The sequence below is a fragment of the Citrobacter sp. RHB35-C17 genome (assembly GCF_013816795.1).
Taxonomy (GTDB): Bacteria; Pseudomonadota; Gammaproteobacteria; order Enterobacterales; family Enterobacteriaceae; genus Citrobacter_A; species Citrobacter_A amalonaticus.
In genome coordinates this window covers 2,912,820-2,926,852 of record NZ_CP057150.1, presented here as the reverse complement: position 1 = coordinate 2,926,852, position 14,033 = coordinate 2,912,820, and the positions used below count along the sequence as shown (strand labels likewise).

Annotated in this window: 12 protein-coding genes and 1 riboswitch; of the genes, 6 read left to right on the top strand and 6 right to left on the bottom strand. The window is 53.9% G+C overall.

The window, feature by feature from the left end; genetic code table 11:
- Window positions 1-16: 16 nt before the first annotated feature.
- Together HVZ37_RS13940 and HVZ37_RS23145 are read left to right on the top strand one after the other, a co-directional pair.
- Window positions 17-355 carry a hypothetical protein gene (locus HVZ37_RS13940; protein ID WP_069597554.1) on the top strand — a complete coding sequence of 113 codons (339 nt, stop codon included), beginning with the start codon at window positions 17-19 and terminating at the stop codon, window positions 353-355.
- Window positions 355-2,493, top strand: a complete 2,139-nt coding sequence (locus HVZ37_RS23145) for a tape measure protein (RefSeq protein ID WP_249418366.1) — start codon at window positions 355-357, stop codon at window positions 2,491-2,493. The genes HVZ37_RS13940 and HVZ37_RS23145 overlap by 1 nt, the downstream gene beginning before the upstream one ends.
- Before the next feature lie 69 nt (window positions 2,494-2,562).
- Here HVZ37_RS23145 and HVZ37_RS13925 read toward each other — a convergent pair whose 3' ends face one another.
- Window positions 2,563-3,129, bottom strand: a complete 567-nt coding sequence (locus HVZ37_RS13925; RefSeq protein ID WP_032984030.1) for a tyrosine-type recombinase/integrase — start codon at window positions 3,127-3,129, stop codon at window positions 2,563-2,565.
- Window positions 3,130-4,477: 1,348 nt separating this feature from the next.
- Window positions 4,478-4,574, top strand: a riboswitch (TPP riboswitch).
- Window positions 4,575-4,605: 31 nt separating this feature from the next.
- Between HVZ37_RS13925 and thiM the strand changes: the two genes are divergently transcribed.
- From thiM to HVZ37_RS13910, 3 genes are read left to right on the top strand one after another with little or no spacing between them, the layout of a single operon-like run.
- The gene (gene thiM / locus HVZ37_RS13920; RefSeq protein WP_043000158.1) at window positions 4,606-5,394 is read left to right on the top strand and encodes a hydroxyethylthiazole kinase; all 789 of its coding nucleotides are present in this window, start codon (window positions 4,606-4,608) and stop codon (window positions 5,392-5,394) included.
- Window positions 5,391-6,191, top strand: a complete 801-nt coding sequence (gene thiD / locus HVZ37_RS13915) for a bifunctional hydroxymethylpyrimidine kinase/phosphomethylpyrimidine kinase (RefSeq protein ID WP_054176013.1) — start codon at window positions 5,391-5,393, stop codon at window positions 6,189-6,191. The genes thiM and thiD overlap by 4 nt, the downstream gene beginning before the upstream one ends.
- Before the next feature lie 41 nt (window positions 6,192-6,232).
- Window positions 6,233-6,979 carry a GntR family transcriptional regulator gene (locus tag HVZ37_RS13910; RefSeq protein ID WP_043000160.1) on the top strand — a complete coding sequence of 249 codons (747 nt, stop codon included), beginning with the start codon at window positions 6,233-6,235 and terminating at the stop codon, window positions 6,977-6,979.
- Here the strand turns inward: HVZ37_RS13910 and HVZ37_RS13905 are convergent.
- From HVZ37_RS13905 to HVZ37_RS13895, 3 genes are read right to left on the bottom strand one after another with little or no spacing between them, the layout of a single operon-like run.
- Window positions 6,953-7,918 (bottom strand): PfkB family carbohydrate kinase, encoded by a 966-nt coding sequence (locus HVZ37_RS13905; RefSeq protein ID WP_181627624.1) that lies wholly within the window; start codon window positions 7,916-7,918, stop codon window positions 6,953-6,955. The genes HVZ37_RS13910 and HVZ37_RS13905 overlap by 27 nt on opposite strands.
- The gene (locus HVZ37_RS13900) at window positions 7,915-8,919 is read right to left on the bottom strand and encodes an ADP-ribosylglycohydrolase family protein (RefSeq protein WP_181627623.1); all 1,005 of its coding nucleotides are present in this window, start codon (window positions 8,917-8,919) and stop codon (window positions 7,915-7,917) included. The genes HVZ37_RS13905 and HVZ37_RS13900 overlap by 4 nt, the downstream gene beginning before the upstream one ends.
- Window positions 8,916-10,187: a nucleoside permease gene (locus tag HVZ37_RS13895; RefSeq protein ID WP_044326947.1), complete on the bottom strand. Its 1,272-nt coding sequence runs from the start codon at window positions 10,185-10,187 to the stop codon at window positions 8,916-8,918. The genes HVZ37_RS13900 and HVZ37_RS13895 overlap by 4 nt, the downstream gene beginning before the upstream one ends.
- Before the next feature lie 250 nt (window positions 10,188-10,437).
- On the opposite strand from HVZ37_RS13895, the gene fbaB reads away from it, so the two are divergent.
- Window positions 10,438-11,490, top strand: a complete 1,053-nt coding sequence (gene fbaB, locus HVZ37_RS13890; RefSeq protein ID WP_181627622.1) for a class I fructose-bisphosphate aldolase — start codon at window positions 10,438-10,440, stop codon at window positions 11,488-11,490.
- Here fbaB and yegS read toward each other — a convergent pair.
- The gene (gene yegS / locus HVZ37_RS13885; RefSeq protein WP_043000165.1) at window positions 11,487-12,386 is read right to left on the bottom strand and encodes a lipid kinase YegS; all 900 of its coding nucleotides are present in this window, start codon (window positions 12,384-12,386) and stop codon (window positions 11,487-11,489) included. The genes fbaB and yegS overlap by 4 nt on opposite strands.
- Window positions 12,387-12,669: 283 nt before the next feature.
- Window positions 12,670-14,031 (bottom strand): tRNA 5-hydroxyuridine modification protein YegQ, encoded by a 1,362-nt coding sequence (gene yegQ, locus HVZ37_RS13880; protein WP_043000166.1) that lies wholly within the window; start codon window positions 14,029-14,031, stop codon window positions 12,670-12,672.
- Between the last annotated feature and the right edge of the window lie 2 nt (window positions 14,032-14,033).

Genomic DNA, 14,033 nt, shown 5'->3' with positions numbered 1-14,033 from the left:
AAGTAAGGATCACCTCATGGAAGCATACAAAACACTTTTGGCCCAACTGGAACAGGCCAAAGCGTTGGAACGTCAGAAAGCCACACAGGCCGAAGTGACTAAATCAGCCGCCGCTCTGTCAGAACTGGAAGCATTGATCGACCAGTACAAAGAAACCCTCTCAGAGGGTCCAGAATCAGGCCCGGCCCGGAATGTAAAAAGCCGTGGAATTGCATTGTGTCACAAGGATCAGGGGTTCAGCGCTAACGGGCGCTCTGTATCACTGCTAACTAAATCTGTGGAAGGTCTCCGCCGTGTGAACATTAACAAGGCAAGCCGTCCGCTTATGGCTACCAAACTGGAAGGGGCTGAATAATGGCAAGTGGAAACGTGATCATCACGAAAACCGTAAACCGTACAATTTTTACTGTAGATTCAAGTAGCTACAAAAAGACGGTAGACAAGATCCGCAGTGTGGGGAAAGAGTGGGACAAAGTAGCGTCCAAGATGAAGCCCCTACGCCTCAAGTTTGAGGAAAACGGCTATACCAAAGCCCGCCGCAAACAGCAGGATGAAGCCGCAAAAGCGGCAATGGCAGAGGCCAAAGCTAAAGCCGCAACGGAAGCCAAAGCGGCAAAAGCCCAACTGGTAGCGGAGCGTAAACTCCAGACAATCCGCGCTAAAGCTATCCGCTTCAGCACTTCAGCCGCTAACGCCAATGTTACCCCGGCCCAACGTGCTGGACACCTCCAGGAGTTTGGACAGCTTACCCGCCAGTATCACGCCGGGTCTATGGCATTGCAGGAATATAACGCCAGAGTGTCACGCCTTCAGCAAACCATGCGCCAGCAAGGCCGGGTAGGCATGAGGGGAGCCACAATTCCAGTAACCGCCAAAGTTAACAAACTGGACACCTCCATGATCGAGGGTGCAGGCGGGGCGATCACCATTGCCGCAACTGTGGCGCTCTCCGGCAAGATCATGAACACCGGGCAGGATTTTGAATCCGCGCTTTCTGGTCTGACAGCGATCACCGGTTCCACAGATAAGGCCGCTAAAGAGTTTGATTATCTCCGTGATCAGTCCAACCGTTTGGGCCTGGATTTACTCAAGACCAGTAAAGACTATACCCAGTTTGCCGCCGCTGTTGGTGACAAGCTCCCTAAAGACCAGATGCGATCCATCTTTGAGGGTGCAAGTGAATGGGGCCTTGTTACTGGTGCAGACTCCGAATCCCAATCACGCGCCTTGCGTAGTTTGAATCAGATGATGTCTAAAGGCACGGTAATGAGTGAAGAACTCAAAGGCCAATTGTCTGAAGCTCTTCCGGGCGCTGTGGGGCTGTTCGTTAAGGCTCTTAACCAGATGAAAGGCCGTACAGACCTGACAGAAAAGGATCTGTTTGACCTGATGCAACAAGGGAAGCTGTTCTCTAAGGACATCCTCCCGGAAGTGGCGAAACAGATGAAAGCCGCAGCTCGTAACGGTGGCGCTCTGGATAAGGCTATGAAGTCCAACCGGGCAAGCTGGCAGCGCCTGCAAACCAGTATGCAGAACGCTATGAACGTGTTTTTTACTTCTGGCTTTGGTAACTCACTAACCAGCGCTTTCGACGCTATCAGCGCCGCTGTTAACGGCTCTGGTGGGGCCTTTGAGATGTTCGGGCATATCGCCGGGAAAATTGTTGAGGGTGCCACAGATGCGTTTACAGAGTTGCATGACACTGTGATCCTGACCTTCCGCATTATTGAGTATTACGCCAGCAAGATGGGGATCACTGGTGAGCAGCTTAAATCCTGGGGCGAAATGGCAGTATACGCCGCCGGGGTGGCTCTGTTCGCCGGGTCTATCTGGAAATTGGGCGGGGCCTTTAAATGGTTGTTGACCATGCTTAACCCACTAACCAAATTACTGGGGGTCATGAAAGGGATCGCCGCTATTGGTGGCATTGAAGCCGCTACAACTGGCGGATCTGGTGGGGAAGGTAAAGAGAAGCCAAACAAACCGGGCCGGGGTCCGAAAGTTGGTAAGGCCGGGGGCCTTGCGGCTCTCTCTGGCGGTCCTGTTGGCTGGGGCATTGCGATCGGTTCGGTAGGTGGGGATTATGCCTGGGATAAAGTCATGGACGCTAACGACGCCATGTATGGACAGGACACCACCGCCGGGGGCAATCTGAAGAAAGATAGCCCGCTGGGTAAACTGTGGGATTTCATCCACAGCCCAGATCTTCCGACCAATCCAAACTTTGCCAAACCAGAAGAGAAAACAGGGTGGGTAAGCTCTTACTCCAATCCGGGTTATGTTCCTCCTGCGCCGACGATTACAGCGCCACAGCTTAAAGTTGATATGGCAGGTAATCCACTGATGACGCCGCCAGCGTGGCTAAACCAGCCGCTTAACGTGAACGTCAATGTGAAAGTGCAGGATGGGCAGGTTAGGGATCTGGTCCGCTCTGAAGTTGAGACCAACAACCAGCAGGCTTTCAACATGCTGATGCAGGGCGGGCCGAACTAACCGCCCATACAAAAAAGGCTCCCCTAGTGGGAGCCTTTTCTCTTTTATACTTTCTAATATCCTGGCTTTTCATAACAGATCCTCTATTGAATATTTATCACTAAAATCATCTACTTTGCGTTGTGTGGCCCCAATGTAATGGAGCGTACTGGATAACGATTTGTGCCCCAATGCCTTACTGATTACGGCTATATCCTCCCCATTGTCATATCCGATAGTTGGTTTACTCTTCCTCATGCTGTGGGTCGAAAGATTCAGCCCCAGCTTTTCCCCGGCGTAGCTAATTTCCTCATGCAATTTAGAGCGGCTCACAGGCTTTCCCTTGCTCCTGTGGCTGTCCAACTGTAAGAGGTACACATGATCAGGGTTCGCCTCTCTCCGGGCCGCTATGATGCGTTTAGCGGTATCGGTGAGCCTCACTCGGACAGATTCACCTGTTTTCTGTTGGGACAGGACAAGGTGATCGCCTTTGATGTCGTCATAACGGATAGAGCGCAGATCCGACACCCTCAGCATTAATTCATAACCCAGCAACCAGGCGTCACGGTAAAGCGTCAGCCCCTTGCCCTGTTTGAGTAACTCTGTCGCTACCGCTTTCACTTCCTGAACTGATTTACAGCCCTCTACGAAATTCATTCTGTACCCTCCAGAACCTAACTGTGATCAATTCTTGATCAAAAACAGTCACTTGTAAACTACAAAAATGATTAATTTTAAGATATGTCTTTTTAGTGAATTAAACCGGGTTTAATCGCCTTTAATGGCAGAGTAATGACCCAGCAGGGGAGGTAATGGGCTGTTTATGTGGGTAAAAGATGGTTACTTAATGAACTATCACCACAAGGCGGGTAAGGTGATTTGACTCCCCCAGCCCTTTAAGTTACTGTATTTGTGGGAAATTAATTATTATTTCGTAATGGTGTTGCCTGGCAAATTTTCAATTGACCCTCAAGAAAAAATTCCCAGCTTTTTTATCCACATATGAGAATCAATATCATTTGTAAACGATAGTTATTCTCAATACCAACCGGGGCGAAAGCCTTCGCCCCTCAGAGGGCCTCTGTAGACCCGCTTTCTGTATGCGCCTGTGGCGCTACCACTCTTAACCCTGTGGGTTTGTATTGCTTGCCACAAAATAACGCGCCACAGGCGCACAGGGGAGGCGGACGCCTCCAGGGTGGCCCGGCGGGGCCACTGGTCCACAGGGTAAAAGGACAGAATGGTATTGTGTTGTTATTAAGTAATTGAGAATAAAGGGATATATGAGCGAGCGCACTGTAAGAGCGGAAGGTTGGACAATGTTTGACCAGAATGCAGGCCATCCGGTAGGGAGTGCCCCCAGATATTTGGCGAAAATACTCTCATCACCCGGGGCCTCAGATCGAGGGGCCTAGCAACAATATCCAAACTCCCGGATATTTTCCCACCCAACTGGAAGGAATCCGTCCCTATTTTCTGTTCGTGTATAAGTTAGGCTGAGGGAGGCTTGCCAATGTACACCCCCTGGATTTGGTGATCTGTTAAGTTATTGATTTTGATCGATTTTAGATCAATCATCCGTTGCCGGGATTACCCCCACCCAGACGGATGGCACACAATGAATAACGATAAAGCAAACCACCCTAAACACTTCCAATACTTGGGCCGCATGGTCACTGTTTACCCTACATACATCATTATTGACGGTATCAAGATCAGCCGTTCCCGTCTTTCCTTTGCATTCCAATTGGAATTGGCAAAAGCACTTCGACTGCATGAAGAAAGCGTATGCAGAAAATAGATTTCATTTAAATCTTCACGACTGAATAATTTACTTAAGCCGCCTTATGGGCGGTTTTTTTGTGCCTGCCATTTATCTGTGGGTCACAACGTGAGACACAAACTGGGACACAGAGGATTTTTTAGGGTTGAGTCTTTGGCTTCCCGCTGGCATGATCCAGAACAGGGATTAACGGGACGTTAATCGCAAGCTTTTGATTTTGTTTTATTTGACTCGGGGTGCCCTTCTTTGTGAAGGCTGAGAAATACCCGTATTACCTGATCTGGATAATGCCAGCGTAGGGAAGTCAGACACTGCTCGTGTCCCTTCTTCGCGCGGGCAGGAGCGTAACCATGCAGCCTGACCTGCACAGCCGCGAACATGCGGTTCGTACCTTACAAGATTTTCGTACCCTTTCTCCGTTAACACATTGTATGACCAATGACGTCGTGCAGAGTTTTACCGCCAATACGCTACTGGCGCTGGGGGCTTCTCCGGCGATGGTGATTGAGCCCGAAGAAGCTCGCCAGTTTGCAGCCCTTGCCAGCGCGTTGCTCATCAACGTCGGCACGTTGACACAACCGCGTGCACATGCAATGCGGGCGGCGGTTGAGCAGGCAAACAGCGCCAAAACTCCATGGACACTGGACCCGGTTGCCGTAGGCGCGCTTGAATACCGTCGCCGTTTCTGCCTGGAACTCCTTGCCTTAACACCGGCTGCCATTCGCGGTAACGCCTCTGAGATCCTGGCGTTAGCCGGTGAAAGCGCTGGGGGGCGTGGAGTGGATGCTACCGACCCGGTTGCAACGGCTCTGCCGGCGGCGCAGATTCTGGCACGCCACACCGGCGCTGTTGTGGTAGTCACCGGCGAAGTGGATTACATCACCGACGGCGAGCGCACTCTGAGCGTCACCGGCGGCGATCCGCTGATGACGAAAGTCGTGGGCACTGGCTGTGCGCTTTCTGCCGTGGTCGCCGCCAGCTGCGCGCTACCCGGAAACCGGATCGAAAACATCGCGTCCGCCTGCGGATGGATGAAACTGGCAGGACAGCACGCCAGCAAAATCTGTCACGGACCCGGCAGTTTTCTTCCGGCCTTTCTCGATGCGCTCTACACCCTGGATGCGGAGGTCGCAGCATGAAGCGGATTAACGCACTGACCATTGCCGGTACCGATCCCAGCGGCGGCGCCGGTATTCAGGCCGATCTGAAAACCTTCTCGGCGCTCGGCGCTTACGGCTGTGCGGTAATTACCGCGCTGGTGGCGCAGAATACACGCGGCGTGCAGTCGGTGTATCGCATTGAACCGGATTTTGTCGCCGCCCAGCTCGATTCGGTGTTCAGCGATGTGCGCATCGATACCACCAAAATCGGTATGCTGGCGGAAACCGATATCGTTGAGGCGGTGGCGGAGCGACTGGAACGCCATCAGGTGCAGAATGTCGTACTCGACACAGTCATGCTGGCGAAAAGTGGCGATCCGTTATTGTCGACTTCCGCCGTTGAGACATTGCGCAGGCGACTGTTGCCACAGGTTTCACTCATTACGCCCAATCTGCCCGAAGCGGCAGCGCTGCTGGATTGCCCGCACGCACGAACAGAACAAGAGATGCTGGAACAGGGGCGGGCGTTGCTGGCGATGGGCTGTGACGCAGTGTTGATGAAAGGCGGTCATCTGGACGATGAACAAAGTCCTGACTGGCTCTTTACAGCGACCGGTGAGCAGCGCTTTACCGCACCGCGGGTGATGACCAAAAATACGCACGGCACCGGATGTACGCTCTCTGCGGCGCTGGCCGCGCTGCGTCCACGACATGCTGACTGGGCCGGGACAGTGCAGGAGGCGAAAGTCTGGCTGTCGGCGGCGCTCGCGCAGGCTGACACGCTGGAGGTTGGACACGGCATCGGGCCGGTTCATCATTTCCACGCGTATTGGTAGCGTATATACTGGCAGCAGACTGGCTGTCAGGAAAAAGACTCATGGAACAAGCGCATACTCAACTTATCGCGCAACTGAACGAACGTATTTCAGCGGTGGATAATACCCCGCTGTATATCAAGTTTGCCGAAACGGTGAAAAATGCCGTGCGCAGTGGTGTGATTGCGCATGGCAACATTTTGCCTGGCGAACGCGATCTCAGTCAGTTAACGGGCGTTTCGCGCATCACGGTGCGCAAAGCGATGCAGGCGCTGGAAGAAGAAGGCGTGGTGACGCGTGCTCGCGGCTACGGCACGCAGATCAACAACATCTTTGAATATTCGCTGAAAGAGGCGCGTGGGTTTTCTCAACAGGTGGTGCTGCGCGGGAAAAAACCGGACACCTTATGGGTCAACAAACGGGTGGTTAAGTGTCCGGAAGAGGTGGCGCAACAGCTGGCGATTGCCGCCGGCAGCGATGTGTTTCTGCTTAAGCGCATCCGCTACGTTGATGAGGACGCGGTTTCTATCGAGGAGTCGTGGGTGCCCGCGCATCTTATTCATGATGCCGATGAAATTGGCATATCGCTGTACGACTATTTCCGCAGCCAGCATATCCATCCCCAGCGCACGCGCTCACGGGTGAGTGCAAAGATGCCGGATGCTGAGTTCCAGTCGCATATCCAGATGGACAGCAAAGTGCCGGTGCTGGTGATCAAACAGGTAGCGCTTGACCAACAGCAGCGGCCCATCGAGTACAGCATCAGCTACTGCCGAAGCGATTTATACGTCTTTGTGTGCGAGGAGTAACGCCTCGCGAAACGGCGCACAGTCACCGCCGCGATGTCCAACCACCCACGATGCCACGGCGTTGCCGAGCAGCACGGCATCCGCCAGCAACCAGCCCGACGCCAGCCCGGCCAGCATGCCGCCCGCGTGGCTGTCACCGGCGCCAATCGTGTCAACGACCGTTGTCGGGAAGGCGGGTACGCATCCGGAGGATTGCGCGCTGAAGTACCAGGCGCCTTCTTTGTCATGGCGCACGATTAACGGCGCAGAAAATTGCTTCACCCATTGCGCACCTAAGTCTTCCACATCCTGACAGAGACCAAACCGCTCCGCCGCGATTTCGGCTTCCTGACGATTGAGCGACACCAGAGGGCGACAAGCCAGAATGCGTGACATCAGTGCATCAGGAATATCGCCAATGCGCGGGCCAAAATCGATAAACGGCATAACGCGATCCAGCCCTTCCAGCCACTGCACCAACAGCTCGCCGCAGGGTGAGGAGAGTTGATAGCCCGAAAGATAAATCAGGCTGTCAGGTGGGATGGTGAGCTGGGCCAGCCAGTCGGTATTCCACTGGTTCTCCACGCCGCTGAATGACATAAACGTGCGCTCGCCATCCGGTTCGACCAGCGCAAGGCACCAGCCGTTGTCACCTTGTGTGGTCTCGATGAGGCTGTGTAACCCTTCTTTCGCCATCCGGTTACGAATGATCTCGGCCCATACGCCCTGGCCCAGCGGCAGGGCGTTACCGGCATCAATACCCAGCCGTTTCAGCGCCACGGCGATGTTCAGCGCGCAGCCGCCGACGTTAACGCCTTGCTGTTTCAGTTCAATGTCACACCCGCGCCAGGGCAGGGCATAGGCATCAGCGATGACATCGATGACCGCCGCGCCGATAACCGTGACCGGATGGCGGGTCGTTAACCCCGGCAACAGTTCGGCTAAACGTGAAGTGTTCATGACGCCTCCCGACGTTGGCGCAGACGAGCAAGCGCCGTCGCATAGCGGTTGAAATCGAGCTGATTGACCGTATCCAGCTCTTGTTTCCATACCGGGTTGATGGCACCTATACCCTGCAACGCGCCGCAAATGGCCGTTGCCATTGCTCCAATGGTATCGGTATCGCCGCCGAGGTTGGCACACAAAATGGCGCAGCGATTGGGATCCGTTTGCGCCAGTTCGACCATCGCGATGGCGCAGGCCACCGATTCGATCGTGCTGGTTCCGGCGCCAATCACCTGATACAACTGTTCGCTGGCCGCTTCGGCTCCGTCAGCATTACGCACAATTTTCAGCGCCATCTCCAGACGCGCACAAAGCGATGCGCTGAACGTAGTAATGCGCTTTTGCTGGGCGTGCAGGGCGATGGCGGGAAGCGAGTCAACAATTGCGGCCCAGGAATCACCCTCAATCGCCCGTGAAATCGCCCATGCCACCACCACCGCACCGGCGATAGCCAGATCGGATTTGTGCGTCGGGCTGGAGGCCAGCGCGATATCCTCAATAAACGCATCCAGATCGCGGGCGGGCAGCAGGCATCCCAATGGCGATACGCGCATGGCCGCGCCGTTGGTGACGCCGTTATTCTCCAGTTCTGCTACCGATTTCCCGTCGCGAATCGCGTTCAGGGCGATTTTCGACGTCGGCCCGAGAACGTTTTTATTGAAGGCGTCAAAGCGCAACGCCCAGTCGAGAATGTTCCGTCCAATCAGGTCCGGGTCGATCTCGCCGTCGCGTTCCAGCAGAGCATCCGCCAGACAGAGCGCCATTGAGGTATCGTCGGTAAATTCTGCGCGGCCAAAATAACAGGCCGCATTATTTTCTTTTGGGCCCGGCAGAAAGCGGTCAATCCAGCCAAAGTGTGCTTTGACGCGGGTTCTTGGCCACAGTTCTGACGGCATACCCATCGCATCCCCTAACGCCTGCCCGTAAAGAGCACCGAGAATACGTTCTGCTTTCATTTTACTTCCCCTTGTGTCAACGCAGTCTCGCGAACTTCAATAGCGGTAATTTCTTTGTCCGATTCGCGAAAGAAAATCATGAATAGTACGGCTATCACGGCGATCATCACCGCCCCGAATGTCCACATGCCCGCCCAGTTGAAGGTCAGGCCATTGACCGGCTCCGGATAAGCAAACATTTTTTCCATCATCACGCCGCCGAGACGGTAGCCCAGCAGGCTGCCGAAGCCCTGACAGCAGAGCGTAATCAACCCCTGTGCGGCGGTACGCATATGCACTGGCGCTTTTTTATCGACGTAGATGTACGCCGTCACGTAATAGAAGTCATAGCTCACGCCGTGCAGCAAAATACCGAGGAACAGGAGGGCATAGGTGAAATATTCGTCTGCGCTGCCGTAGATGAAAAAGCCGTAGCGGATCGCCGCGGTGATAAGACCAAGTAGCAATACCTTCTTAATACCAAAGCGTTTCGTAAAGAAAGGCAGCGCCAGCATAAAGAAGATTTCGGAGAACTGACCGAGGGTCATCCAGCCGGTGGCGTTTTTCATCCCCACTTCGGTCAGATACCCATTGGCGAAGATGTAATAGAACGCCAGTGGCATCGCGAAAAGGAACGAGCAGAAGAAAAAGACGAGGAAGTTTTTATCACGCAGCAGGATCAGCGCATCCAGGCCCAGCATGACTTTGACGTCCATCTTGCCGGTGCTTTTCGGCGGGGTATCCGGCAGAAAGAAGGCAAACACACCCAGCAGCGCAGAGCTGGCCGCCGTCACCAGCAGCGGGATGTTGGTTGGCGAGATGTCATTATAGCCCAGCATCTGTGGCAGGAATCCACAGGCGAGACCAGAGGCAATCCAGCCGATGGTGCCCATTACGCGGATGCGCGGGAAGTCACGCTCCACGTCCGGCACGTTAGCAAACGCGATGCTGTTGGTCAGCGCAATGGTTGGCATATAGGTGAGCGAATAGGCCAGCAGCAGCGGGAAGAATCCACCGAACGTCGTCTGCTGAGCGGCAAAATACATCAGTACCGCACCGGCGAACATCAGAACTGCCAGCACTTTTTGCGCCGAGAAGAAACGGTCGGTCAGCGAGCCCACGAGGATCGGCGACAGAATTGCGGCGATCGCCGTACAGGCATAAGACCAGCCAATCTCACCGGCGGTAAAACCACTTTTACTCAACCAGAGCCAGAGCGGAACAAACCAGGCTCCCCAGATAAACCATTCAACGAACATCATGAACGACAGTTTCACTGTAGTTTTCATCTTTAAATCCTTCATGACAGGTAAGGTACGTCATGACAGTACCATTTAATAATACCTTTTAAATACCTTTGGGGTGAAACCTTGACCGTCTTAACACTTTATCGTCAGTGAATCGTGCCAGCAGATAGCGCTGAAAAATCCCCGAAAGATGGAAAAAATGGTCGGTCGGTACCAGACTTATGGCTGCCCGCAAAACGCGGGTCAGGACAATCCACATTCCGACGCATTCGGAACTTACGGGAGCATAACTATGACTGATATTGCGCAGTTGCTTGGCAAAGACGCCGACAGCCTCTTACAGCATCGTTGCATGACCATACCCTCAGACCAACTCTATCTGCCCGGACATGATTACGTCGACCGCGTGATGGTGGACAACAACCGTTCGCCTGCGGTACTGCGTAACATGCAGACGTTGTATAACACCGGGCGTCTGGGGGGAACGGGTTACCTGTCCATTTTACCGGTCGATCAGGGAGTGGAACACTCGGCAGGGGCGTCGTTTGCCGCCAACCCGCTCTATTTCGACCCGAAAAACATCGTTGAACTGGCGATCGAAGCCGGATGTAACTGTGTGGCCTCAACCTATGGCGTACTGGCTTCCGTCTCGCGTCGTTACGCGCATCGCATTCCGTTTCTGGTGAAACTCAACCATAACGAAACCCTCAGCTATCCGAATACCTACGACCAGACGCTGTATGCCAGCGTAGAGCAAGCGTTCAATCTGGGGGCGGTGGCCGTAGGCGCAACCATCTACTTTGGTTCAGAAGAGTCACGTCGGCAGATTGAAGAGATTTCCGCCGCCTTTGAACGGGCGCATGAGCTGGGTATGGTCACCGTACTGTGGGCCTATCTGCGAAATGCCGCGTTCAAAAAAGAGGGCGTCGATTACCACGTCTCCGCCGACTTAACCGGGCAGGCGAACCATCTGGCAGCAACGATTGGTGCGGATATCGTCAAACAGAAAATGGCGGAAAATAACGGCGGATACAAAGCCGTGAATTATGGCTACACCGACGATCGCGTCTACAGCAAACTGACCACAGAGAACCCGATCGATCTGGTGCGCTATCAACTGGCAAACTGCTATATGGGGCGTGCCGGGTTGATTAACTCCGGCGGCGCGGCAGGCGGCGAAACTGACCTGAGCGACGCGGTACGTACGGCGGTAATCAACAAACGTGCAGGCGGGATGGGGTTGATTCTGGGTCGTAAAGCTTTCAAAAAATCGATGGCTGACGGCGTGAAATTGATCAACGCCGTGCAGGATGTCTATCTCGATAACAAAGTGACGATTGCTTAACGCAGTAGCGGGCAATCCGGCGGCAGTCGACACCGCAACGCGGCGGGCAGGATTTCGATATGAAATTCCTGTCCGCTCAGCGGTTCGCCATCAAGGTTAAAGGTAATGTCATGCGGTGCCCGGATATCAAACCAGGCAGAAGCGCCGTCGATGATATTGGGGTTTTCCTCCTGTGGTTTCAGGGTGGAAAATAGCGCGGGCAGGATCTCTTCCCCGGTGAAAATCCGCAGTTGCAGCAAACCGTCGTTGATCAACGCATTCGGACACAACTGCTGACCGCCGCCAGCCTGACGCCCATTACCAATCCCAATCACCAGCGCATCACCCTGCCAGTGGAAGTTCTCACCACGGATTTCGCAACGGTCCGGTTTTAGCGTATCCATGCGCATCAGGCCGTGAATGATGTATGACACGCCGCCCAGCGCCGCTTTCAGTTTTTCCGGCGTCTCGGTGGTGATGCGCGTACCAAAACCACCGGTTGCCATATTGATAAAACAGGTTTTATCGTTGACTTGCGCCATGTCAATCTCAATGGCGTTACCGACAATCGCCAGCTTCAGCGCCTTATCTAACTCCTCGGGGATCCCGACGCTGGTGGCAAAGTCATTGGCGGTGCCCAGTGGCAGAATGCCCAGTGCGGGAATATCGGCCCCCTCACACTGGATCAGCGCCGTCGATACTTCGTTAATCGTGCCGTCACCGCCGCCGGCGATCACCGTTTCAACGCCCAGACGACGAGCCTCTTCGACATAGCGCTGCGCATCGCCTTTTTCCCAGGTAACGCGAACGTGAATCTCTACTCCTTCGTCACGGAGCAGCCCAATGGCGTCCCGCAGTACGGGGTTATCAGCACTTTTACCATTCAGAATCAATACGCTGGAGGGAAAATGATCCATTCCTTTTTTGCCTGTTTGTTTTTGGAATCTATGAAGAAAGTGTATAGCAGAAACGAAAAGTGGAGGTCAGAACAGGCTTAAAATACGCACACAATATACGATTCAGGCCGCAAAAAAATAAGCCTGCGTAAGGGAGATTACGCAGGCTAAGGAGGTGGTTCCTGGTACAGCTAGCATTTATGGGTTATGTTTTTCAGCGAAACGGATAATACCCTTAATGAACGAAGCGGTATGTGATCGGTTTCTAAGATTCCTCCTGGCGTGAAAAAATAACCCTGATTAACTATTTAGCGTGCGGATTTCGCGTCGATTCGCCGGAAAAATTGCGCATTAACAGTGCATAATCCAGCATCAGATCCTGTGGAACAGGGATCCATACGGTATAACCGTCCCCCGGCGCCACTGGCATTGGCTCGCCTTTGGCGTTTTCCATCTGCGCTAACGTGAAGTTCACGTTGCCCTGTGGGGTCATCAGTTCCAGGCTGTCGCCGACGGAGAATTTATTTTTCACTGCCACGGCCGCGAGGTCGCCATTGCGCTCACCGGTAAACTCACCCACGAACTGCTGACGCTCGGATACCGAGTAACCGTATTCGTAGTTCTGATAATCGTCATGGGTGTGGCGACGCAGAAAACCTTCGGTGTAACCACGGTGCGCCAGACCTTCCAGCGTTTCCAACAACTGCGGATCAAACGGCTTACCGGCAGCGGCGTCGTCAATCGCTTTACGATAAACCTGTGCGGTACGCGCGCAGTAGTAGAAAGATTTGGTACGGCCTTCAATTTTCAGCGAGTGCACGCCCATCTGCGTCAGGCGCTCAACGTGGGCGATGGCACGCAGATCTTTCGAGTTCATGATGTAAGTGCCGTGCTCGTCTTCGAACGCGGTCATGTATTCGCCCGGGCGCTGGGCCTCTTCAATCATAAACACTTTATCGGTTGGCGCGCCGATACCCAGCGTCGGCTCCACGTTTTGTACCGGGATCGGCTCGTATTTGTGGACGATATTACCGACCACATCTTCTTTGCCTTCCTGTACGTTATATTCCCAGCGGCAGGCGTTGGTACAGGTGCCCTGGTTCGGGTCGCGCTTATTGATGTAACCGGAAAGCAGGCAGCGACCAGAATAGGCCATGCACAGTGCGCCGTGAACGAAGATCTCAATCTCCATCTCCGGTACCTGGTTGCGGATCTCTTCAATCTCTTCCAGCGACAGTTCGCGGGACAGAATCACACGGGTCAGCCCCATCGATTGCCAGAATTTTACCGTTGCCCAGTTCACGGCGTTGGCCTGGACCGAGAGGTGAATCGGCATTTCCGGGAAATTCTCACGTACCAGCATGATAAGACCCGGATCGGACATGATCAGGGCATCCGGACCCATTTCCACCACCGGCTTCAAATCGCGGATAAAGGTTTTCAGCTTTGCATTGTGCGGGGCGATGTTGACCACCACATAGAATTTTTTCCCCAACTCATGGGCTTCATTAATGCCGCGCTGCAGATTCTCGTGGTTGAATTCGTTATTGCGCACGCGCAGCGAGTAGCGCGGCTGGCCCGCATAGACGGCATCTGCGCCATAGGCGAAAGCGTAACGCATATTTTTCAGCGTTCCCGCCGGGGAAAGGAGTTCCGGTTTAAACATAA

Coding starts and splice junctions, on each gene's coding strand:
- HVZ37_RS13940 (WP_069597554.1), top strand. CDS start 17: ATGGAAGCATACAAAACACTTTTGGCCCAACTGGAACAGGCCAAAGCG.
- HVZ37_RS23145 (WP_249418366.1), top strand. CDS start 355: ATGGCAAGTGGAAACGTGATCATCACGAAAACCGTAAACCGTACAATT.
- HVZ37_RS13925 (WP_032984030.1), bottom strand. CDS start 3,129: ATGAATTTCGTAGAGGGCTGTAAATCAGTTCAGGAAGTGAAAGCGGTA.
- thiM (WP_043000158.1), top strand. CDS start 4,606: ATGCAGCCTGACCTGCACAGCCGCGAACATGCGGTTCGTACCTTACAA.
- thiD (WP_054176013.1), top strand. CDS start 5,391: ATGAAGCGGATTAACGCACTGACCATTGCCGGTACCGATCCCAGCGGC.
- HVZ37_RS13910 (WP_043000160.1), top strand. CDS start 6,233: ATGGAACAAGCGCATACTCAACTTATCGCGCAACTGAACGAACGTATT.
- HVZ37_RS13905 (WP_181627624.1), bottom strand. CDS start 7,918: ATGAACACTTCACGTTTAGCCGAACTGTTGCCGGGGTTAACGACCCGC.
- HVZ37_RS13900 (WP_181627623.1), bottom strand. CDS start 8,919: ATGAAAGCAGAACGTATTCTCGGTGCTCTTTACGGGCAGGCGTTAGGG.
- HVZ37_RS13895 (WP_044326947.1), bottom strand. CDS start 10,187: ATGAAAACTACAGTGAAACTGTCGTTCATGATGTTCGTTGAATGGTTT.
- fbaB (WP_181627622.1), top strand. CDS start 10,438: ATGACTGATATTGCGCAGTTGCTTGGCAAAGACGCCGACAGCCTCTTA.
- yegS (WP_043000165.1), bottom strand. CDS start 12,386: ATGGATCATTTTCCCTCCAGCGTATTGATTCTGAATGGTAAAAGTGCT.
- yegQ (WP_043000166.1), bottom strand. CDS start 14,031: ATGTTTAAACCGGAACTCCTTTCCCCGGCGGGAACGCTGAAAAATATG.